The organism is Legionella maioricensis, from assembly GCF_023618015.1.
Lineage (GTDB): Bacteria > Pseudomonadota > Gammaproteobacteria > Legionellales > Legionellaceae > Legionella > Legionella maioricensis.
Map to the genome: position 1 here is coordinate 1 of NZ_JAJKBJ010000036.1, position 19955 is coordinate 19955.

A 19955-nucleotide genomic window follows, 5' to 3' on the forward strand; every position below is an offset into this window, starting at 1 on the left:
ACCTTTATAACTCCTATCTGGCTTGCCGTTATTATATTTCAATACAACATTCTTCTAGGGGTTATTTTCGTAATTTTATATTACTCAGCAACTGTAATTATTATTATTTATAAGAATTCTAGAAGAAAAAATCAACTCAACTCATGTTATACTCGAATGAAGAACTCACAAGAAACTGATTCCAACATATTTGATAAAACCCAGTTTATAGATTTTGAGCCGAAAAATAAAAAAGCACCTCTTGTTTCACCCAGTTTATTAATAAATAAAGAGTTAGATAAGAAATTTAACTTTGAAATTTATCATTTTATCTCATTAATTGTGGGAGTTGTTACATTTATTACTGCCTATATACATTTCATTTCAACCTATGGTTTTTTGCTTGGTGTGGGTTTAGGATGGATCCCTGCTCTAATTTGTGGAGTCACTTTTGCATATATTTGGCCAGGTATTCTATTTATATTACTTATTTTGTGGGCTGGCTCAGGGAAATAAGTCGAAATGAAAGAATTACTGTCAAGTTTAAATGAAAGCCGCATTGATTACGGCTTTCTTTGTTCATCCAACCAAATATCTAAATCTTCTTTTAAGTAGCGAATAGAGCGCCCTATTTTTATAAATTTAGGTCCCGGAGTTCTATTCTTTAATGTTCCATTTACTCTATCCTGAGAAAGAAAAGAACGACTCATACATATATAATTTGCGGCTTCCACTTCTTTAAAAACTCTTTTATCCATCATACATCCTTATAGCGAGTTATTTATAAACACCACCTATTATATACGCGCGTTAAGTATAATTACAATATAAATACGCGTAAACGTATCATTATTTTGAAATATACTCTTGCACCTCATAAATTCTCCTCACTGCAGAAAATTTATCTTTAAAATGCTTTAAACCCTCTTCTCTCATTTTGGCGGCATATTGGTTAAAATAGTTCGTCAGAGAGCTTTTATTATCTACCTGATATTGAACTGTAAGCTTTTTCTGCGTGTGTATATCCTCATTTTCAGGCTTCAAAATATGAGCGTGGATGAATCCCGGAAACTGAAGCATTTCTCTAGCGTGCTCCTTTAACCACGATTGAAATTGATTGTAAACCTCTTCCTCAATCAGCAAATTTACTTCGTAAATAACCATGCTTTACTTCCTTAAAATTAATAAAAATTAAACATAAAACTGCGCAGATTGTAATAGGAATCCCGGGATTTAAATGATTATTATAAGTAGCAATTATGAAAGGTAACAGACCACCAAATAATGCCAAACTTATATTATATGAAACCCCAAGGGCTTTTCCTCTTTGATTAAACTCAAACTGTTCAACTATAAATACAGGCAATGCAGAATTCAGCAATGCTTGAATAATGGAAAATAAAACCAAGATCACCATGCCACCTAGCAAACCTAATGCAGGAATCGCATTAAACGTCATATAGGAAAATAATAAGTATAATGTTATGGCAATTTTTATCTGCCTTAGGATACCAATTCTATCTGCTAAAATGCCCCCCAAAGGCAAAGCTACTACATATAAAATTAATGCGGCTAAGGTCATCAAAATAGCATCTTGATGAGTATGCAGAGCTAATAAAGTTGATAACAAAGTAGGTAGAAAAACAAAAGTAATATAAAAAGCTGAAGCGGAAAGGCTTGATACTATAAACACAAGCCATAAAGCTCTCTTATTCGCTTTAAAAAGCGATTTAAAGGTATAAGGTTTTTTGCTATCCACAAAATCGTGTTTTAATCCCGACCTTATATAGAGTAAGGAAATACAACCTATTGCTCCTATTAAAAAAGGGATTCTCCAACCAAAGTGGATCATTTGCTCATGAGGAATTGAATGCAGAACTATTAAAACACTAAGATTAGCAAGTAATAAGCCTGTAGCCCCTCCTATAAATGCTATACATCCAACAAGGGCAGAACGCTTTTTTCCTTCTTCTACTGCCATAATAATTGCAGTTGAGAACTCGCCCGAGATCGCTACTCCCTGCAGAACTCTACAAATTATTAATAAAGTCCCATATCCCCAACTCATTAATGATGAAGGCATCAAGGCTATAGAAGAAGTAGCAACAGTCATTAAAACTGTAGTAAAAATGAAGACTCTTCTCCTACCCAAATAATCCATTAAATAACCACAAACTATAGCGCTTATTGGTTTAACAAAATAGCTAACTACATAAGCCAAAATAGTAAAGTTAAGCGCATTACTTTTTTCATATGAAGAGAAGAATACTTCGCTAAGTATAGGAATAAAAAAAGGAAAAACTGAAAAATCGTATACTTCTATTAATGTTCCTAAAAAGGCAGAGAACAAGACACTTTTCATTTACATCCCAGTAAAAATTAAGTAGATTATTGTATCACTGGATGTGTATAAGTAGCAGCATGGATGTAAGTAAACAACAAAGTAGGTATTTGCACAGTACTTTTCCTGAGCAATTTGAATTACAGTTCTATAAAAATTTTCATTCCTTAAAAAAAATAGGCTGTGATTATTTCTATTTTTTAGGGTTCAATTCAGGCATGTCTCACCGTTTCTGTACAGATAATAACTGGATTGATTTTTATCACGATGAAAAATTCATTTTGGACGATCCCCTCAAACGAATCGCTGAGGCAAGCACTTTTATAGCGCTACCATGGTCACAAATTACTTTTTCCAAAAAATCAGAGAAGAAAGCAATTGAGGGACGCCAATCCTTTGGTCTCTATAATGGGATAACTATCACCAGAGAAAGAAATAATAAAAAATATATATTTGCTCTTTCTACAGAAGAAATGGGGCATGACTTAGCAAGATATCTTTTATTAGAGAAAAGCCAGGTTTTGCAGGATTTTCTTACTAATTGTATGCAGCTATTCGATCAGTACTTATATATGATTTTTAAAGATAATAGTCTTATGAATTAGTCAATAACAAAAATTTTTGGAAGTCAGGAATTTTAATGATATTACAACTTTAGTAATCAGTATCGCTGCAGGCGGAGCCGCTGGTTTAATTAATAGCTTGTACTCACTTTTTACTTGGATCTTCTAATAGTTCGCATGATGTTAAATTATCTTTCAACCATACATTAGAATACTTTACAGAATTAACTTCTGGTGCATCAAATGGAATCATCGATGGTATAACATCTTTTAAAGCAATGAGTATATAATTTTTATTTGCTTCTTTTCTCGCATCGCCACCGCTTCCAGGATGGTGCGTAGTAACAAATTGAAGTCGCTTATCCGGCGCTTCCCTAAAAACATTCAAGTTGCGATTAGTTTAACAATACCTACCAATTTCAAACTCCAGCTTAAAGTCCAGCATGACAATTGACTAACAATATATCAATGGATAAAATTTTGTTCTTTTTAAGATGTAAGCATATATTTCACTTCGGTTCTGGGTATGCAAATACTGATTTTCGTAATTAGATCTCATCACTCAACGAGTCGAAAATAGACAAATGATTAAAACTGAAAAAATAAAACTACCTTTCGGATTAAATGAAAATAATATTATTGTCCACATAACAAATGTAGAAGGTGGTGAAGAATGTAATTGCATCTGTCTAGATTGCAAAATGCCCCTAATCGCGGTCAAAGGCCGAATAAAACAACATCATTTTCGACATAAGAATATTAATGAATGTAAGGGTGGGCTAGAAAGCAGCATCCATTTAGCTGCGAAGCAGATGATAATGGAGAAAAAGAAAATAACTCTACCTACATACGTCTGCACTGCATTTGCATCAGATTCAAGGGGATTAAAACATACAGAAGATGAAATCTTTCTTCGAAATAGTAAGATTATATATTTTGATTCCGTTGAAAAAGAAAAAAAACTTCATGGAATGAAAGCAGATTTAGTGGCACACAAAGAAGGGATACCGCTCATCATTGAAATTTTTTATAGTCATAAGGTGGACGATCAAAAGATTGCGAAAATAAAGAATGCCAATATATCAGCTATAGAAATTAATCTTTCTGAATTGAAGCAGAAAGATGTAAAAAACCCAGAGGCCTTCTGGTGTTATATTAATAATTCAAATCATGTTCAATGGTTGTATAACGCCAAAGCCAATGAGCGCCTATATCCAAAGCTTGTAACCCGATTGTCAGTAAAGATTCAAGGGAGAGAAAAAAAATATTATGAACACAAAGAACAAGCAAAGTTAGAGCTTGCGCAAGCTTTAAAAATTTTCAAGATGCTTCGCAATAAGAGATATATACCGCTTTCTAGTAAAAGACTGAAATTGAATCCTGTATGGGAAATGTATGGCGAAAATTATTACACTTTTAACGAGTTACCACATTTCCTTAATCTATACGTCCCTGACGGGGATTGGATTTTTTGCTGCGATAGGCGTATCTGGCAAGCTATTATTTATGATTCGTTTATCTGCAATAATTACCGAGAGCCGTTTTTTTTTATTTGGGAAGTTGTGTCCCAAATTACAGTTCAGTGCGGTGAGCATCGCTGCGTTAAAAGGATACGAGAATTAAGTCAATATTATCCTGATCTAGTTCCACCTGAGTTTTTAGATTACATGCCATCATACTCAATAACCCTTCAAGCCTATTTCAATCATCTATGTGAATTAGGAATGCTGGAATTTACAGTAGATGATAGGCAACATGTGCAAAATATGAGATATAAAATTATAAGTATAACACCAACCACAACTCTAGAAGTATAAACTTCAAAGCGAACTTCTGATTTTTGACTAGAGTTTTCGAATCAATTTATAATCAAATAGAATAATTAATATTCAATACCATGCAATTCACAACCCCATCGTTTTACGGAAACTGCTTTAGGTTAATTTTAGTTTTTTATCTATTAGACCACGTCAACAATTAATGGCCATGATCTAAAATATGGTGCCATGACCATGAGTGCTTCTTCAAATACTGATTCTTATGATAATTCACAAATGCGCTTTACATGGAATCCTACAAAAACTGTGCTAACGATTAATGGGACTAGTATAAATACTGGTACTAATGAAAACATTATATATACTTCTATTTCAGAAGCCTCATTGACATTAAATAATGATCAACTGGTTATGAATATTCAAGCAAAATTCTTTAATAATCTAGATTCTATGGATGATACGTTTAATGGAAATTGCATTTTTTTGAAAACACAGTAATACATGCAACATGTTAATTGTATGGCTTCCTCATATTACCCATATTTAATAATGATAAGCAAAACTTCCGTGGCTCATGAAATCTGGAGTATTAAGGTAAGTGATTTGATATGTTGATAGCACTAAAAATTACTACACCTTAACAGGTATTTTTTTTAGTCTCATGAGAATATAATAAATCCCTACCAAACTATTTCTGATCTCATGATGCTATATAAAAAGGATTTTTTTTCACTCATTGCTTTATTGATAGCGACTCCAATTATTCATAGTGCCCCATACATTCCTTGTATTATGAACCCCGAACTGCAAAAGATCCGCTCTTTAGAAATAACTCAACTAGAAGAGGCAGATCAAAAGGATCGCGAAGATTGGTATAACAAGACTCAAGAGGAAAAAGAACATGTCGCTCTCAACGATCTTAAGCGAAGAACGCGGGTAGGGGAAATTTTTGGAGAAGGATGTTTTCTGTCAGCGAAAGACTACATCAATGCTGCATTGATTTTTCAGCATGGGGACAGTCCAGATCACTATTATCAAGCATTTATTTGGTCTAATAAATCAGCGCAATTAGGTAAACCAGAAGCAACAAATTTAGCTGCCCTGGCTATTGATCGCTACTTGATAAGCATTCATAAAAAACAGCTATTTGGAAGTCAAGCCTATATATTTCATAATAGTGAATGCTTTTGCATGCCTCCAGTTGAGTCCTCATTCCCAGATTCATTTCGTCAAGAATTTGGAGGTTTTACATTAAACGATAAAATTGATTGGATCGCTTCTTTAAATGAAGGTAAAAACTGCCCTATTTTAGAATGCAATATGCCATTAGACGACACCCCCAAAGGCAGCATCCCTGGCTTTTGGTAATGTTTAAATTTTACTGCTGACCTGTTTAATTTATTATTTCTTTCTTTCATATAAAATGGAAAGATTGCTCCATATTACTTTCAAATTTGAGCAAATAATAAACACATTTATGAAATGAAGGCGTGCAAACCTAAAGAGTGTCCAACCTGTATTGAACTAAGAGCCACCTCGGCAAAATCAGTGATTGCGCCCTATTTTTCATCTGCAAAAAGAGGAAAACTTAATTCCAATACCCATTTATTGGGCTATAGCAACCTTTCACCCCTAGGCCATTTTAAGAGCGAAACTTATGAAATAGCTGAAACCATGCTGTCACACTCAAAAGCATGATTATTTTTGGCTTATAAAAACCCAAGTTAATACTAGTTACTTACAGTATAAATGCTTATTAACCTTATCTATTTTTAAACCCTAACTTCGAAAGTAGGTCTATTATTTAAAGACAACGCATTGGAGCTAATATGGCAAAATCGATATGGAAAGGAGACATTTCCTTTGGTCTTGTGACCATACCTGTAGCCTTGGTCTCTATTGAAGAAAATAACGACATTCATTTTCATCTGCTTGATTCTAAAACACGTTCTCGAATTCGATATAAACGAGTTGCAGAAGAAACAGGTGAAGAAGTAGCTTATGAAGACATCGTCAAAGGATATGAGTACGATAAAGATGAATACATTATCGTTGATGAAAAACTCTTCGAAAAAGCAAGTCCTGAAATTTTTAAAACCATAGCCATCGAAGAGTTTGTGGATTTGGATGAAATTGATTATTTATTTTTACATAGCCTTATTATCTCATTCCTGATAGTAAAAATAAAAAAGCGTATGTTCTACTAAGAGAAGCCCTGAAAAAAACAAATAAAGTAGGGATTGCCAAGGTTATTATTCGAACCAAAGAATCACTAAGCCTTCTTCTTGCTCATGAAAATGCCTTAATTCTCTACCTTATCCACTTTAATGATGAAATCCGCAATGAAGGAGAAATTTCCGTGCCGGTAGAGCCTGTTAAAAACTATAAAGTGACTGACAAAAAGCTCAAAATGGCCACAGACTTAATCAAAGACATGAGTGCGGAGTGGAAACCAGAAAAATACCATAATGAATATCGAGAAAGTTTGCAGAAATGGCTCAACCAGCAAACTGAAAAGCTACTCAAAGAAGGAAAGAAAGTACGTACTGCCCCTAAATCAAATGAAGCAGTCGTCGATTTTATAACCTTATTAAAGAAAAGTATGGGGAAAAAAGTTAAGCCTTCATCCAAAAAGAAAACCAGTTAATGGCTAGTGAGTCGGGCGCATCCATATTGACTAGCACCAGATGCAACGACTTCAAAACGATAGTTGGCCCGTATCTGGTTAATTAAACCCCATTCCGACCAACGGTTTATTATTATGATAGTGACAGTCGCAAAGGCTGGGATACAAAGACTTCCACGGCAATAAAATACCTGACAGAATCGGCAATGGTACCTCACAACCGATAGAATCGCGCTGTCTTACACCAATACAAGACATTTCTTACAGTTCAATACACCATATCCGCTATATAAGCCATCTCAGGCTTTGCTATAGTTAAAATGAGTAAAGACAATGGAGGTCTTAAAAGGACTTTGTCTTGGTATCATGGACGATACCCGCCACAAGGATGTGGACGCATACTCGATAATGGATTTTATGACTCGCATGTATTCAATATACTTTGCGAGTCCCCCTCCCTCTCAAAATACTTAAATTTTTCATGCTACTTATTCGGTGATAAAAGCTGATGCACTTATTTAAACTCATGATGTTCCTAGATAACCAGTATCTATTCACAGAGATATCCACAGAAAATGTGGATAAGTTATTCAATATCCAAAGAAACCAAAAATGTGGATAGGCCTTGTTTTATAAGAATTTTGATTCATTTTAACTGAAATGATAGAAACTGACGCTTGAGTAAAAAAAGAAGCTTATCCACAAGGAGGGGATAAATAAAAATAAGAAGTGGGTGGTTATGGTAACAACAAATATTTTAAAAAGACAGTCTTGACTGACACATTTTTTATAAAAAATAGTGAGTGTTTCTGCTTAAAACAGGTTTGATATAAACGACTCAATTTCTAATCCTGCTAACAGAAGCAACTTTTGAATCCCCCTACTGGGTATAGGCGGACAGCCCGCATTATCAAAGGTTTGAATTGGATCACATGTTACTGCCTCAAGACGTTAGAAAATTTAATAAAGGCCATTACTCGCCAAGGTGCTTATTATGTATGATTGGTAAGTGTGCTCTTTTTTTAATTTTTCCTGCACGAAATCATACATTATTAAAGAGTAACGATGGGCAAATCAGCCCACCGAGTAGTATAGGCGGGTGACTTAAGCTCAGCACGCATTGCCCAGGGTTTAGAGTATCCCTCTGCCGCCAGACGAATGGTACTGCGCCCAAATTTTTGATTAATTTTATCAAAAATGAACATTAATTGCTCCGTCTTTTCTAACGATTCATCACTGGGCTGATGAAACATATCCAATTGTCTAGGGTCTTTAGGAATCAAGTCCTCTAAACACACACCTGCTTTTTTATAGTGATAACCGGGTCTAAAAATACGACGTAAACATTTTTTTGCAAATTTGGTGATGATGCGCAAATCATCCGTGGGATTAATGAAACCCACCTCAATGGATTGAAAATGCTGTGCCAAATCTTCTCGAAACCGATTGGTATGAACAAAAACATACATGCGTTGCGCGACTAAATGTTGCTGCCTTAATTTTTCCACTGCCCGAGCACAATGGCTGCTTAAGGATTGCGCGACACTTGAGTACTGGGTTTGCATCTGTCCAAAACTTTTGGAAGACATAATGCTTTGCTTAGGTTGTGCCTCTTCAAGGCCGCCACATGGAATTCCTTGTAATTCCATTGCGGTACGCATCATCACTACATTAAATTGTTTTTTTAGCTGATGGACATTAACTGAGGCTAAATCAAAAGCCGTCTGAATACCGCGATTCATTAGCTTTTTACTCCATTGGCGCCCTACCCCCCACACATCCCCTACTGGGATTTGTTTTAGAATAGCCTCTCGCTGAGAGCTCACATTAAAAACAGGAGTCTTAAAGATTTTTTTGCAACAATGATTAGCAATTTTTGCCAGGGTTTTAGTTTGGCCAATCCCGACGGATGTCGGAATGCCTGTTTCTTTTAAAATCTTTTTTTGCAGGGCAATACAAAAAGCATCATGTTGATTAACGGGCATGGTACTTAAATCAAGAAACGCTTCATCAATGGAATAAATCTCACAATGTGGCCATGCCTCTTCAATCGTGGTCATCACGCGATGAGATAAGTCACCATACAACGTGTAATTAGAGGAGAAGACAAATACCTTATGTTGTTTACACAAGGCTTTAATTTTAAAAAAGGGCTCTCCCATAGCAATGCCCAATGCTTTTGATTCGTTCGAACGTGCAATCACGCATCCGTCATTATTGGATAAAACAACAATCGGCTTATCCCGCAAGTCTGGGCGAAACAAACGCTCACATGAGGCATAGAAATTATTACAATCAATTAAAGCGTACATGATCAGATGGGCTCGTGCAATACAAGGGTTACCACACCCCAAATCACCACATCTTGTTCATCCGTAATATCAATGGGTTTGTATTTGGAATTGGCTGGCATTAATTGCACCCTACCATTTTTTCTTGATAAGCGCTTTACTGTCAATTCTCCATTAACGGCGGCAATGACAATTTTCCCATCCACGGCCTCTAAACTTTTATCAACAATTAAAACATCACCGGAGTAGATGCCCGCATCAATCATAGAGTCACCGGTAGCGGTTACCAAAAACGTAGCCGAGGGGTGCTTAATGTATTCCGCATTTAAATCTAGATAGCGTTCAATGTAATCATCTGCAGGTGATGGAAATCCTGCTTGTACCTTACTTGCGAATACCGGTAAGTGATACATTGCAGGATTTTTTAAACGTTCCAATTCGGATAATTGTGACACAGGTACACGAATGGTTTTCGTAGGCTCTCCTTTTGGACGCCCTGCTCCTACTCTTTTCCCGCCGCGTGGTGACATAAGTACTCTTTTTGATTTGTGTTACAAATATCATAGATAGGGAAAATGGTGCTGTAAACCCCAAGAAACGTGATCACTACTGAAATAGAAGCTAAGTCTTCGAGAATATTAAAGAAAAATATTTTTATTTTTTTAGTTACTTAACGGATCAATTGCTAAAGGTTGTTCGAAACTCGCACGATTCATCAACGTACTGACACGATATCCTTCCAAATCATCATGGGGATAGGGTTTTAAAAGTTCCATTAATTGTTCTTTATCACATTGAGAATTATCAAGCCAAATCGCCTGCGCTTGCTCATCTAAAATAACGGGCATTCGATGATGCACGGGCAACATTAAAGTATTTGCATCAGTTGTGATTAAACAGCAGGAGTGAATCACCTCTCCGTCTCCCTGCCACGTATCCCATAAAGCCGCGATTGCTAATAAATCCTGACTCATTTTTCGAAAAAAGTAAGGCTGTTTTACCCCAGCCTCAGGATGCCATTCATAAAAACCGCTCATAGGCATTAAGCATCGTTTGGTTTTCATCGCCTCTCGAAATGCAGGCTTTTCAAAAAGTGTTTCCGCACGGGCATTAATAAGGCTTCCCAGTTTTTTTCTATCCGTAGTCCATGAAGGAATTAATCCCCAATGCAGCACAATGCCTTGAATTTCACCTGGATTAGTTTGTACAACACACACCACTTCAGCTCCTGGTGCGATATTAAAACGTGGGGTTATTTCAATCGAGTGAGTAAGACCAAATTGATATTTAAGTTTTTCATAAGAAGCCACATAAGCAAAACGGCCGCACATGAGTTCATTCCAGCAAGGACATTACTAAATAGTATAGCTTGAAATGAACTCAATCATTGAACCAAAACACAATGAAAAAACATGTTATCTGGAAAGCTTTTTTTGCTATTTATTAGCCACAAATAACATTTTAATAATTAGAGGTTGATGCAAAAGCGAAAATCCACCAAAGTAGCTTTAGTTATCGTGCCCCTATACTCTGTGTCTTATTTTACCATCGCGTAATACGTATTTTCGTATCCTTCAATATAGGCGGCTTGCAAAGCCCATTGTTTTTTCCCATGGTATATCCATAAGATAAATAATTGCTTTTGAGAAGCACTTAATGCAATACCATAGTGCTCTGCCATAAACAAATAATCGAATTGAGGTGTTAATACCAATAGCAACTACCACGCTATTGTATCACCATCAAAACGGTGTAAGGTATCTGCATGACTTTTAGAGATGTTTTTATCAACTTGTTCCAGCATACCTGAAACACTTACTTGTACTTCAATTAAGCTATTAGGGCCGCCCATATCCGTTTTAACCCATCCAGGGTGAATTAACATCACATGAACACCTGTAGATTGAACATCAATAGCAAAGCTACGCATTGCGCAATTTAATGCTGCCTTACTTGAACGATAAGCATAGGAACGGCCTTGTTCATTATCAGAGATACTACCCATTCGAGAACTAATAACTAAAATATTTTTTTCTTCACTACCCTGAATATTAGGTAACAAAGCATCACAAATTTTCACGACACTAATACAATTGACATTAAGTACATTAATGAAATTTTCTCTGTTAACGTTCCCAACAGTTACTCCTTGCTCACCGCTAGTACCTGCGTTATTAACGAGTAAATCAATTGGACGATTATTAAGTGTTTCTATCATCGAAGTAATATCATTGTCATTGGTTACATCTAACTTAATCACCTCATCAGCTAACTGCTTAAGGCTATCTGCCTGATCTGGATTACGGCAGCATCCAATAACATAGTACCCTTTCTCTTTAAGTTGACGGCTAAATTCCAAGCCAATACCTTTATTAGCACCGGTAATGAGCGCAGTTTTCATATTATTATCCTAATTTTAATAAGAGCTTAATTATAGAGATTCTGGTTTGTTAAATTTCCATCGATGCCAAATGATGGGTGTAGCAGCAAGGATCTTCTTTGAAAAAATTACTGGCTCTTCAACTTCAGTTTGAGCATTCAAACATACTAATGCATATCCATTTTTTCTTTTTAATAACCTACGAAAAAAGGTACCTTCACTGGTTTCAATAATACAATCCATTCCAGAACATCTTTCTATATCGGGTTGAGCGATATACTGCGAACCACCAACAAAATCCCCCATGGAATAGGTTGGTTCCATAGTGTCGTCTGAAACCATAATTACAATAGCATTAGGATTATTTACTTTAAAAAAATCTATTTCTTTTTGAATTGTATTTTCGCCCTGTAGCAAGGGAGCCATATTTTTATCGTTTGTAGGATAAAGGGTAAAATCAGAACTCACCAAGGACGGACTTTTCCCATGGCCATTAAGCAGCCATTGAATTGAGCAAATCACACCGGTTTCATGGAGCACCTCCACTAATTTCGATGCCGCCTTTTCTGGTAATGGATTTCTTCCTAACTCCCAAGACTGAAGCGTATGCATGCTGATTCCGTACTTACTTTCTAAGTCCTTTCTAGTTATGCCTGCCAAGCTTCTGGCTGTTTTGAGCCGTCTACCAATATTTATTGGATTGTCTTGAGTGTTGTGTTCCATAAAACCCCAAAATATTTAATACCAATAACACGTAATAATATTTACATTATACGCATCGTAGGTATAATGTTATTGATATAGGTATTATTACATACCTTTCATAGGTATATAAGTTCTCATTTATGAGCATCTAATACCTTACTTAAACTGAAGTTAACAATGGATAGAGTATTACATGGATTTTTTACTTAATCAAAATGAGTTAGCTGCACTGGATGGATTACCTCATCTACAGCAGTTAGCTTATTTAAGAGGGATTAGGCCTTATATGGACTTAAAAACAGGAATAGTTGGTATTAAAAGGCGTATAAGTCATCAATCTATTTCTGAACAATTATATATCGAGCCTCGTCCAGGGATTAAAAGCCAAAGCTTTTCTCGCGATCAGGTTCGTCGTGCTATTGCAGGTTTAGCACGAGCTGGTGTGATCGTTGTCCACTCAGAAGATATGCATTTAATTTTAAAATGTGAATTAGCTACTTTGGGTCATTCTGTCCAAAATAAAGCCGCCATAAACCCGCCACAGAAAGCCACCATAAAGCCACCTGTTACAGATCAATTAGCTACTGACTTTTCTGGGGTTGAGGTTGAAAAAGGCGACATAGCAAACCCATCAAAAGCCGCCATACCTCTATATAGAGATAATTATTATATTTATTTATTAGTACAATTCGAACAATTTTGGTCGTTGTACCCGGAGAAGAAATCCAAGAGCAATGCTCAAGCTGCATTTGAGCAGCTAAATCCAAGCCCTGAGTTATTTAAACAACTCATGCATGCACTACAGCAGCAACTTCAACATAGAAACCAACTTAAAGCACAAGGAACATGGGTTCCTCCATGGAAATATCCAGCCAATTGGTTAGCCAATCGGTGTTGGGAGGATGAATTATTTATGGATGCATTACAGGAGACACCTCATGCAAAGCGTGAAAAAAATACTAGGACAAATAACACCGGATCAGACTTGTTCTGCCCTCCCTGTGATGAAGAAGAACCAAGAGCAGATAATGTCATCTCATTCCAGCGACACCAGTAAAGAACAAAAGCGTATTGACTTATTGTTCTCAAAATTCGCGGCCTTCTATGGGCATATTTGGCGAAGCCAATTTAAGGATGAGATGTTTTTGAAGTTTGCTAAGAAGGAATGGCTGGAAGGTTTAGCCGATTTTACTGATGTGGTAGTGCATGAAGCAATCATCGGATGCCGCGATCAATATGAAATGCCTCCGTCATTGCCGCAAATGATTGGCTTTTGTAAGCAAATAAAGAAACGAAAAGAGTTTCGGATAGTCCCTGTTCATACCAGAGCGCAGGAAGACATAGTCAACAAGAACATCAAACGCTGTATAGAACTTTTAGCCTAAAAAAGGAGAGCAACATGTTGGTATTAACCAGAAAGGCAGGACAGCAGATTTTTATGGATAAAGGTCGCATTCAAATGAAGGTAATCAAAATAGAGGATGATGTCATTAGCATTGGCATCGATGCCCCGCTGCACATTGATATCGCCCGAGAAGAGGTCTTTTCTCAAAATTTGGCGCAAGAAAAATTAGCCTCTTTAACAAGGGGTACACGATGAACAAACTTCAAAAGGCGCAAAACAAAGTCTCGCTAGTGTATTGGACGATGATTTGTTCGCTTCTTCCTGCAACAAGCCATGCAAAGAGTATTGAAAGCATTATCGATAGAACCGTCCGTTATTTGCAAGGAGGGCTTGCTCGCTCTGTCGGAGTGCTGTGCATCATTATCGCAGGTTACTTATGTTTGTATCGACAAAAGTTTCCCAAAGAATACTTCTCAATGATTCTTGTGGGGCTGGGCATCATTTTTGGTGGTTCTACCTTGTACAACACCTTTATTGGCTAGGAGGGGCGCATGAACACTCTAAAAAGTAGCCCTCTTTTTAATGCATTAACAAGACCCGCAATGACGCTAGGGGTAACCTTTGAATACCACATCCTAAACTTGATGGTTTCGATGTGCGCATTTATAGGCCTATCTCCACTGTACGGGCTTATTTTTATACCCATGCACGTTTTTGGCTGGTTGGTGTGTCGCTACGACATTCATTTTTTTACGATTTGTGCCAAATGCTATTTATTGCCTCACACCCCAAATAAAACCCTATGGAAGGTGCGCGCTTATGAACCGTTTTAAAATCGTAAAACCCGTAACACTTGAAGCGAAGGTTTCAGATAATTTCCCTATCACCCATTTAAATTCATCCAGTATTTTTGAGTGTCAATCCGGTTTAATTGGCTCGGTATTACGCATAAATGGTATTTCTTTTGAAGTGGCGGAACCGGAAGCATTAAATCACCAACTCTTTTTACTGCATCAAGCGCTAGTTGGTTTAGACTCACGGTTTATCGTCTATGTCACGACCCACAGGCATAAAGCATCCCGTATACTCACCGGTGATTTTAAATCCGAGTTTGCTCAAGCACTCAATCAACGCTACCACCAACGCTTTGCCCATAACAAAGCCTATGAAAATACCTTGTACCTCACCGTGGTATTAAAGGGAGATGACTCAAGCAAAACAAGCTCTTGGATTGAATGGTTCAAAGGCATTGGTCAGGTCAGCGCTGAACTCAAACACATCCAGCGAGAAAAAAATTGCGCCACGCTTAGTAATGTGGTCAATCAATTACAAGCGAATTTATCCTCATTTGGTGCACGCCGTTTAGGTGATGAAGATGAAGAGAAAGGATTTAGCGAATTATTAGAGTTCTTAAGCTTGGTTGTCAATGCAGGCCAAGCCCTGCCCTATCCACAACCACGGTGTAACCCGCCCATAGTCAATAGCATTCCCAGTACTTTTAAGAAAGAAACCTACTATCCAGAAGGCCATCTGGGACAGTATTTAAGCCGTTACCAATTACTGTTTGGCGAATACGTCCAATTTCAAGGTAATACCCTAAATGAATGTACCTTTGGTGCACTCTTATCTTTAAAGAAATACCCGACACATACCGTGAGTATTTTATTGGATAATTTACTGTCCCTAGACTGTGAATTTATTTCCACCCATACCTTTGCCCCTATTGGGCGTGATAGTGCTTTAGATAAAATCACAAAAAAGCGTTCCAAGTTAATTAATGCCGAAGACAAAGCACTCAGCCAAATGCACGCATTAACTGAGTTAGAAGATGGTATTGCCAGTGAAACCATTTTATTAGGTGCTCACCATCATACTTTAATGCTTCTTGCGCCCAATAAAGAACAATTAGACGAATTCATATTGGAAGCAACCAAACGCTATGCCAGTAGTGGTATTGTAGTGGTGAAAGAAACTCTAGGCCAAGAACCTGCCTTTTGGAGCCAAATTCCCTGTAATCCTCACTTTATTGCTAGAGCATCACTGATTACCTCGGAAAACTTTGCAGGCTTTTGTTCGCTTCACAACACTCAATCTGGTTATTCCCATGACAACTTCTTAGGTAGTGCGGTCACCCTACTGGAATCCCCCTCGAAAACACCAGTGTATTTTAATTATCATGCTAGGGGTTCACGTACCAACCCATCCAAAGGACACGCGGCAGTATTCGGAGGCAATAATGCAGGAAAAACAACATTAGTTAATTTTTTAGATGCGCAAATGGGACGCTTTGGCGGTCGTAGCTTTTTCTTGGATAGAGATGAATCCTCTAAAATTTACATCTTAGCCTCAGGCAACAGTCGTTACATTAAAATAGCCCCATCAAATCCTGTATCGATGAATCCATTACAACTACCCGATACACCAGAAAATCGCTCCTTTTTAAAGTCATGGTTTTCCACCCTGCTTTTAGAAGAACACGAGCAGATGATTCCAAGCCATATCAGTGAAACGATAAATGAGTGCATTGACTATGCTTACGAACAATTAGCTCCCGAATACAGAACCTTAAGCATTGTCAGCCAATACTTACCTATTGATTTCTCCCGCTGGTCGCATCTCAAGCGTTGGCTTAAACAGGATGCCACACGGATTGATGGGGAATATCACTGGTTATTTGATAATGAGTCCGATGCATTAAATCTTGAGTTTGATAAGGTGGGCTTTGATGTCACCTTCCTCATGGATAGCACACCACAATTAATCGCAACCCCCGTATATCTGTATTTATTACACCGAATGCGTCAGTGCCTTGATGGTCGGCTCACCTCGTTTGTACTGGCCGAAGCATGGCAGTTACTCGCCTCCCCTTTTTGGGAGAAAACACTACGTGAGTGGTTGCCTACTATTCGCAAAAAGAACGGTCATTTTATTTTTGATACCCAATCACCACAAAGCATTGTCAACTCTCCTATTCGACATATCGTATTAGATAACCTGGCAACTTTGATTGTATTTCCGAATCCTCGTGCGGAAAAAGAAACCTACATGGATGCCTTAAAACTCACAGAATCCGAATTTGAAGCAATCAAGGAAAGTACTCCAGAGTCCCGACTGTTTCTTTATAAGCAAGAACATGAGTCCATGTTATGCCGTCTTGATTTAAGCGAGTTAAGCGACTTCATTCGCGTGCTTTCCGGAAACACCCGTTCAGTGGCCTTACTTGATGAGTTAATGAAGGAGTTAGGCACAGAAGCCCAAACATGGTTGCCCTCTTTTTTTGAACGGAGTGCCTTATGAATAAAAAGGCCTTCTTATTCTCAATACTCTTAATATTATCACCGATAAGCCACGCCGATTTATTAGGCGTGGAAGATGCGCAAATGATTGCACTGTCATTAAAGCAACTCAATGAACTGCAAGAACAATACCGTATCATGCGTGATACTTACGAAAGTGCGCAAGCCCAAGTGGAGAACTTAAATCAACTCAAATCCATGAATTCAGGACATTATGGTTTTGGTGATCTCAATAATGGATTAGACAGTTTACAAAGTTGGCAATCGCCGGTCAGCACATGGCAGGATGCATTACAAAATCTATCTGGCGGTAATTCTTCTCGATATAAAGAATTGGTTGCAGCTTATGAAAAAAACCACCCTGCTCTAGATGAGACGAGCTTTAAGGCCAATACCGCCCCTGCTCAAGCAGCACGTTTTAAGGAAGATAAAGCCGTCAATCGTGCGGTCTTAGTGCAAACCACAGAAAGCTACAACGAAATCAATAAACACATGGAAGCACTTCATAAGCTGTCCAAACAGATTGAGCACTCATCCAATACTAAAGGTGCCATTGATTTAAATTCCCGACTGCTCACTGAAATTGGGTTTATTCAACTCATGAGCTTGCGTCTACAAGCCTTGATGAGTCAACAAGCAGCACAAGACAGTTTGGCAGATCTACAAGATAGAGCAGAGATCGCTCGCTTTAACAAATTACCGCAATGATAAGGAGTGAACCATGACCATGAAATGGATTTTGAGTGTATTGCTGTTAGTTCTGCTAACTAGCTGCTCGTCAACACCACCTGATTTAGATGCTCCCTGCACTCAATTTGGGCGCTATTGTCCGCAATATCCAATTAATGAAGTGTCCTTACAGGAGAGTAAGTAATGAAGAATTTACTTAAAAGCATCTTGTCGCTAGTGGGAATTCTTGCTTTATGTGCTTGTCATCATCAAAACCCATTAACAACGCATTCCAAGCAAGAGACCCTTAAGTTTTTGCTTAATGCCTCAGCGAATGCCGAAAAGAGCCTTCATATTCCAATACAAAAAGATTCTTATGGCTATGCCTATTTGGAGTGTATGGATGGTAAAAACAGTTCAGACCTTCCGTGTGATGCGCTGTATCTTGGAATGGTTTCCTTTGCTAAGGAACAACATGACTCAGGCTTTAAACACCTAAGTGTCAAAGATTTAACCGACCATTCTGTATATACCTCACTGGCAGAAGATTATGCCGAATACGCCGCAACTCATGAACCTCATTTTATAAGTGAGAAACACTTATGAGTTCCATGACCTATAACAATTTCATCATTCAATTGGCTGGTGAGATTGATAAATTAACCCATCATTTTGTTTTTGATGGCTATAAAGCCCTGTCGTCTATGCTGCAAGCTCCGCTGGCATCCATGATTGTTTTGTACATTGTTCTCAAAGGATACGCCGTGGCACGTGGTATGGTTGAGCAGCCCCAACAAGAACTGTTTCGATTTGCAATTCGTGTGGGCTTAATTTATCTACTCGCTATGAATTGGGATTTTTTTTCATCTCATGTACGGGACTTATTTATTATTGGTAGTGAAACGATTGCAACCAAACTGATGCTTGCCGTACACAAGCAAGGCTTAGGTAACTCCATCAATCAAGGGCTACAAAACGTTTTAAATGAGATTTTAACCTTAGGCTGTGATTTGTTTGAGGCAGGCTCGTTAAGAAAACTAACTCCCTATTTTGCAGGGATGATGGTTTTTTTATCAGGCAGTATCACACTTGGATTAGCTTTTATTGAGATTGTCATTGCAAAACTCATGTTGGCGGTGACGCTTTGTACTGCCCCTTTATTCATCCTATTCACTCTATTTGAGCAGACCAAATCCTTTTTCGAGCGCTGGCTTGGCGTTTTAGCTGGTTTTTCGTTTGTGCTGATTTTTGTATCCAGTGTGGTGGGACTGTGTATTCATCTATTGCACAAGGTTACCTCATCCTTCATTGGTAATAACGCCCCAGTGAGCGCAGCCATTTGGGTACCCATTTTCATTGTAGCCTGCTTGTGTGTCATGGGCATTATTCAAGCGGTCAATATAGGTAAAAGCATTGGTGGCTCTGTATGCACTTCCAGTGGTACTGCAATGATTGGCGGTTTAATCGCAAGCAGCTTAGGAGCTGGAGGACTTGCAAAAAACACTATGAGCAAGGCAAGCAAAGGATTAGGTTCAAGCGCTTTCTCACTCCTTAACGGTGGACAACAAACAACAAATGCAGCCACCCATTTATTTAAACAACTCCATAAAAACTTAAGAAGAGGTGCTTCATGAACCAACACCCATCATTAACACGCTATTTTACCCACGCAAGATCCTGGGCTGATGATACGTTTGGACGGATAGATCAATCACGTAAGCGTTATCAAGTTGCTTTTTTAACCTCGATGACCTTGAACGTCATGGCATTAATTGCCGTTGCCCTATTGTCGCAATACCAAACCTTAATACCGCTGTTAGTACACCATTATGATAATGGGGTACTAACAGTGGATGCGGTAGCCAACAAACATACGCCGATGAATCAAGACCAAGTCCGAAGCGACATTGCGCGTTACATCCAAAACCGTGAATCCTACGATGCATCCAGCTATCGTGCGCAATTTGAATTAATTCACTTAT

General features: G+C 37.8%; 27 protein-coding genes and 1 pseudogene. 18 read left to right on the plus strand and 10 right to left on the minus strand.

What is annotated here, in order from left to right; all coding sequences use genetic code 11:
* On the plus strand, window positions 1-495 hold a 495-nt coding region (locus LOX96_RS16565), incomplete at its 5' end, for a hypothetical protein (RefSeq protein ID WP_250456422.1).
* A 47-nt stretch (window positions 496-542) separates the two neighbouring features.
* On the opposite strand, the gene LOX96_RS16570 is transcribed toward LOX96_RS16565, so the two are convergent.
* The 3 genes from LOX96_RS16570 to LOX96_RS16580 form a co-directional block, all read right to left on the minus strand.
* Entirely contained in the window at window positions 543-737 is a 195-nt protein-coding gene (locus LOX96_RS16570) for a helix-turn-helix domain-containing protein (RefSeq protein ID WP_250456424.1), read from the minus strand.
* 91 nt (window positions 738-828) lie between these two features.
* A complete protein-coding gene (locus LOX96_RS16575) occupies window positions 829-1143 on the minus strand; it encodes a DUF4286 family protein (RefSeq protein ID WP_250424464.1) in 315 nt (104 codons plus the stop codon).
* Entirely contained in the window at window positions 1112-2341 is a 1230-nt protein-coding gene (locus LOX96_RS16580) for an MFS transporter (RefSeq protein ID WP_250424463.1), read from the minus strand. The genes LOX96_RS16575 and LOX96_RS16580 overlap by 32 nt, the downstream gene beginning before the upstream one ends.
* A 59-nt stretch (window positions 2342-2400) precedes the next feature.
* Here LOX96_RS16580 and LOX96_RS16585 point away from each other — a divergent pair, with 59 nt between their 5' ends.
* Window positions 2401-2925: an autoinducer binding domain-containing protein gene (locus LOX96_RS16585; RefSeq protein ID WP_250424462.1), complete on the plus strand. Its 525-nt coding sequence runs from the start codon at window positions 2401-2403 to the stop codon at window positions 2923-2925.
* Between the two features lie 103 nt (window positions 2926-3028).
* Here the strand turns inward: LOX96_RS16585 and LOX96_RS16590 are convergent, their stop codons facing one another.
* Entirely contained in the window at window positions 3029-3271 is a 243-nt protein-coding gene (locus LOX96_RS16590) for a hypothetical protein (RefSeq protein ID WP_250424461.1), read from the minus strand.
* A 196-nt stretch (window positions 3272-3467) separates the two neighbouring features.
* Between LOX96_RS16590 and LOX96_RS16595 the strand changes: the two genes are divergently transcribed.
* The 5 genes and pseudogenes from LOX96_RS16595 to LOX96_RS16620 all read left to right on the plus strand — a co-directional run bounded on the left by LOX96_RS16595 (window position 3468) and on the right by LOX96_RS16620 (window position 7308).
* Complete coding sequence (locus LOX96_RS16595) at window positions 3468-4700, plus strand: competence protein CoiA family protein (protein ID WP_250424460.1); 1233 nt, start codon at window positions 3468-3470, stop codon at window positions 4698-4700.
* Window positions 4701-4895: 195 nt separating this feature from the next.
* The gene (locus LOX96_RS16600) at window positions 4896-5159 is read left to right on the plus strand and encodes a hypothetical protein (protein ID WP_250424459.1); all 264 of its coding nucleotides are present in this window, start codon (window positions 4896-4898) and stop codon (window positions 5157-5159) included.
* A 204-nt stretch (window positions 5160-5363) separates the two neighbouring features.
* Window positions 5364-6029 carry a hypothetical protein gene (locus tag LOX96_RS16605; RefSeq protein WP_250424458.1) on the plus strand — a complete coding sequence of 222 codons (666 nt, stop codon included), beginning with the start codon at window positions 5364-5366 and terminating at the stop codon, window positions 6027-6029.
* 461 nt (window positions 6030-6490) lie between these two features.
* Window positions 6491-7014: pseudogene (ku, locus tag LOX96_RS16610) on the plus strand (non-homologous end joining protein Ku); the annotation flags it as partial.
* Window positions 7015-7020: 6 nt separating this feature from the next.
* Window positions 7021-7308, plus strand: a complete 288-nt coding sequence (locus LOX96_RS16620; RefSeq protein ID WP_250424456.1) for a Ku family protein — start codon at window positions 7021-7023, stop codon at window positions 7306-7308.
* Between the two features lie 1031 nt (window positions 7309-8339).
* On the opposite strand, the gene LOX96_RS16625 is transcribed toward LOX96_RS16620, so the two are convergent.
* From LOX96_RS16625 to LOX96_RS16650, 6 genes are all read right to left on the minus strand, one after another.
* Window positions 8340-9599 carry a Y-family DNA polymerase gene (locus tag LOX96_RS16625; RefSeq protein WP_250424455.1) on the minus strand — a complete coding sequence of 420 codons (1260 nt, stop codon included), beginning with the start codon at window positions 9597-9599 and terminating at the stop codon, window positions 8340-8342.
* A 2-nt stretch (window positions 9600-9601) separates the two neighbouring features.
* Entirely contained in the window at window positions 9602-10108 is a 507-nt protein-coding gene (locus LOX96_RS16630; RefSeq protein ID WP_250424454.1) for a LexA family protein, read from the minus strand.
* 132 nt (window positions 10109-10240) lie between these two features.
* Complete coding sequence (locus LOX96_RS16635) at window positions 10241-10909, minus strand: SOS response-associated peptidase (protein ID WP_250424453.1); 669 nt, start codon at window positions 10907-10909, stop codon at window positions 10241-10243.
* A gap of 206 nt (window positions 10910-11115) precedes the next feature.
* A complete protein-coding gene (locus LOX96_RS16640) occupies window positions 11116-11292 on the minus strand; it encodes a hypothetical protein (RefSeq protein ID WP_250424452.1) in 177 nt (58 codons plus the stop codon).
* A 6-nt stretch (window positions 11293-11298) separates the two neighbouring features.
* The gene (locus tag LOX96_RS16645; RefSeq protein WP_250424451.1) at window positions 11299-11979 is read right to left on the minus strand and encodes an SDR family oxidoreductase; all 681 of its coding nucleotides are present in this window, start codon (window positions 11977-11979) and stop codon (window positions 11299-11301) included.
* Window positions 11980-12009: 30 nt separating this feature from the next.
* Window positions 12010-12681 carry an XRE family transcriptional regulator gene (locus LOX96_RS16650; RefSeq protein WP_250424450.1) on the minus strand — a complete coding sequence of 224 codons (672 nt, stop codon included), beginning with the start codon at window positions 12679-12681 and terminating at the stop codon, window positions 12010-12012.
* A 175-nt stretch (window positions 12682-12856) separates the two neighbouring features.
* Here LOX96_RS16650 and LOX96_RS16655 point away from each other — a divergent pair, with 175 nt between their 5' ends.
* The 11 genes from LOX96_RS16655 to LOX96_RS16705 form a co-directional block, all read left to right on the plus strand.
* Entirely contained in the window at window positions 12857-13720 is an 864-nt protein-coding gene (locus tag LOX96_RS16655; RefSeq protein ID WP_250424449.1) for a hypothetical protein, read from the plus strand.
* Window positions 13692-14048: a Vir protein gene (locus LOX96_RS16660; RefSeq protein ID WP_250424448.1), complete on the plus strand. Its 357-nt coding sequence runs from the start codon at window positions 13692-13694 to the stop codon at window positions 14046-14048. Before LOX96_RS16655 ends, LOX96_RS16660 begins: the two co-directional genes overlap by 29 nt.
* Before the next feature lie 14 nt (window positions 14049-14062).
* Window positions 14063-14263 carry a carbon storage regulator gene (locus LOX96_RS16665; protein ID WP_250420693.1) on the plus strand — a complete coding sequence of 67 codons (201 nt, stop codon included), beginning with the start codon at window positions 14063-14065 and terminating at the stop codon, window positions 14261-14263.
* Window positions 14260-14550, plus strand: coding sequence for a TrbC/VirB2 family protein (locus LOX96_RS16670; protein ID WP_250424447.1), 291 nt, complete (start codon window positions 14260-14262; stop codon window positions 14548-14550). Before LOX96_RS16665 ends, LOX96_RS16670 begins: the two co-directional genes overlap by 4 nt.
* A 9-nt stretch (window positions 14551-14559) precedes the next feature.
* Window positions 14560-14841, plus strand: coding sequence for a VirB3 family type IV secretion system protein (locus tag LOX96_RS16675; RefSeq protein WP_250424446.1), 282 nt, complete (start codon window positions 14560-14562; stop codon window positions 14839-14841).
* Complete coding sequence (locus tag LOX96_RS16680; protein ID WP_250424445.1) at window positions 14828-17305, plus strand: VirB4 family type IV secretion/conjugal transfer ATPase; 2478 nt, start codon at window positions 14828-14830, stop codon at window positions 17303-17305. The genes LOX96_RS16675 and LOX96_RS16680 overlap by 14 nt, the downstream gene beginning before the upstream one ends.
* Window positions 17302-18012 (plus strand): type IV secretion system protein, encoded by a 711-nt coding sequence (locus LOX96_RS16685; protein ID WP_250424444.1) that lies wholly within the window; start codon window positions 17302-17304, stop codon window positions 18010-18012. The genes LOX96_RS16680 and LOX96_RS16685 overlap by 4 nt, the downstream gene beginning before the upstream one ends.
* 13 nt (window positions 18013-18025) lie before the next feature.
* A complete protein-coding gene (lvhB7, locus tag LOX96_RS16690; RefSeq protein ID WP_250424443.1) occupies window positions 18026-18178 on the plus strand; it encodes a T4SS-associated protein LvhB7 in 153 nt (50 codons plus the stop codon).
* Window positions 18178-18579 carry a T4SS-associated protein LvrD gene (gene lvrD, locus LOX96_RS16695; protein ID WP_250424442.1) on the plus strand — a complete coding sequence of 134 codons (402 nt, stop codon included), beginning with the start codon at window positions 18178-18180 and terminating at the stop codon, window positions 18577-18579. The genes lvhB7 and lvrD overlap by 1 nt, the downstream gene beginning before the upstream one ends.
* 5 nt (window positions 18580-18584) lie before the next feature.
* Window positions 18585-19607, plus strand: a complete 1023-nt coding sequence (locus tag LOX96_RS16700) for a TrbL/VirB6 family protein (protein ID WP_250424441.1) — start codon at window positions 18585-18587, stop codon at window positions 19605-19607.
* Window positions 19604-19955, plus strand: a 352-nt coding sequence (locus tag LOX96_RS16705; protein ID WP_250456427.1) for a VirB8/TrbF family protein, incomplete at its 3' end; no start/stop codon positions are given. The genes LOX96_RS16700 and LOX96_RS16705, both read left to right, overlap by 4 nt.

Coding starts and splice junctions, on each gene's coding strand:
- LOX96_RS16670 (WP_250424447.1), top strand. CDS start 14,260: ATGAACAAACTTCAAAAGGCGCAAAACAAAGTCTCGCTAGTGTATTGG.
- LOX96_RS16645 (WP_250424451.1), bottom strand. CDS start 11,979: ATGAAAACTGCGCTCATTACCGGTGCTAATAAAGGTATTGGCTTGGAA.
- lvhB7 (WP_250424443.1), top strand. CDS start 18,026: ATGACCATGAAATGGATTTTGAGTGTATTGCTGTTAGTTCTGCTAACT.
- LOX96_RS16585 (WP_250424462.1), top strand. CDS start 2,401: ATGGATGTAAGTAAACAACAAAGTAGGTATTTGCACAGTACTTTTCCT.
- LOX96_RS16570 (WP_250456424.1), bottom strand. CDS start 737: ATGGATAAAAGAGTTTTTAAAGAAGTGGAAGCCGCAAATTATATATGT.
- LOX96_RS16700 (WP_250424441.1), top strand. CDS start 18,585: ATGACCTATAACAATTTCATCATTCAATTGGCTGGTGAGATTGATAAA.
- LOX96_RS16675 (WP_250424446.1), top strand. CDS start 14,560: ATGAACACTCTAAAAAGTAGCCCTCTTTTTAATGCATTAACAAGACCC.
- LOX96_RS16665 (WP_250420693.1), top strand. CDS start 14,063: ATGTTGGTATTAACCAGAAAGGCAGGACAGCAGATTTTTATGGATAAA.
- LOX96_RS16595 (WP_250424460.1), top strand. CDS start 3,468: ATGATTAAAACTGAAAAAATAAAACTACCTTTCGGATTAAATGAAAAT.
- LOX96_RS16630 (WP_250424454.1), bottom strand. CDS start 10,108: ATGTCACCACGCGGCGGGAAAAGAGTAGGAGCAGGGCGTCCAAAAGGA.
- LOX96_RS16605 (WP_250424458.1), top strand. CDS start 5,364: ATGATGCTATATAAAAAGGATTTTTTTTCACTCATTGCTTTATTGATA.
- LOX96_RS16685 (WP_250424444.1), top strand. CDS start 17,302: ATGAATAAAAAGGCCTTCTTATTCTCAATACTCTTAATATTATCACCG.
- lvrD (WP_250424442.1), top strand. CDS start 18,178: ATGAAGAATTTACTTAAAAGCATCTTGTCGCTAGTGGGAATTCTTGCT.
- LOX96_RS16650 (WP_250424450.1), bottom strand. CDS start 12,681: ATGGAACACAACACTCAAGACAATCCAATAAATATTGGTAGACGGCTC.
- LOX96_RS16660 (WP_250424448.1), top strand. CDS start 13,692: ATGTCATCTCATTCCAGCGACACCAGTAAAGAACAAAAGCGTATTGAC.
- LOX96_RS16655 (WP_250424449.1), top strand. CDS start 12,857: ATGGATTTTTTACTTAATCAAAATGAGTTAGCTGCACTGGATGGATTA.
- LOX96_RS16580 (WP_250424463.1), bottom strand. CDS start 2,341: ATGAAAAGTGTCTTGTTCTCTGCCTTTTTAGGAACATTAATAGAAGTA.
- LOX96_RS16575 (WP_250424464.1), bottom strand. CDS start 1,143: ATGGTTATTTACGAAGTAAATTTGCTGATTGAGGAAGAGGTTTACAAT.
- LOX96_RS16635 (WP_250424453.1), bottom strand. CDS start 10,909: ATGTGCGGCCGTTTTGCTTATGTGGCTTCTTATGAAAAACTTAAATAT.
- LOX96_RS16600 (WP_250424459.1), top strand. CDS start 4,896: ATGAGTGCTTCTTCAAATACTGATTCTTATGATAATTCACAAATGCGC.
- LOX96_RS16680 (WP_250424445.1), top strand. CDS start 14,828: ATGAACCGTTTTAAAATCGTAAAACCCGTAACACTTGAAGCGAAGGTT.
- LOX96_RS16625 (WP_250424455.1), bottom strand. CDS start 9,599: ATGTACGCTTTAATTGATTGTAATAATTTCTATGCCTCATGTGAGCGT.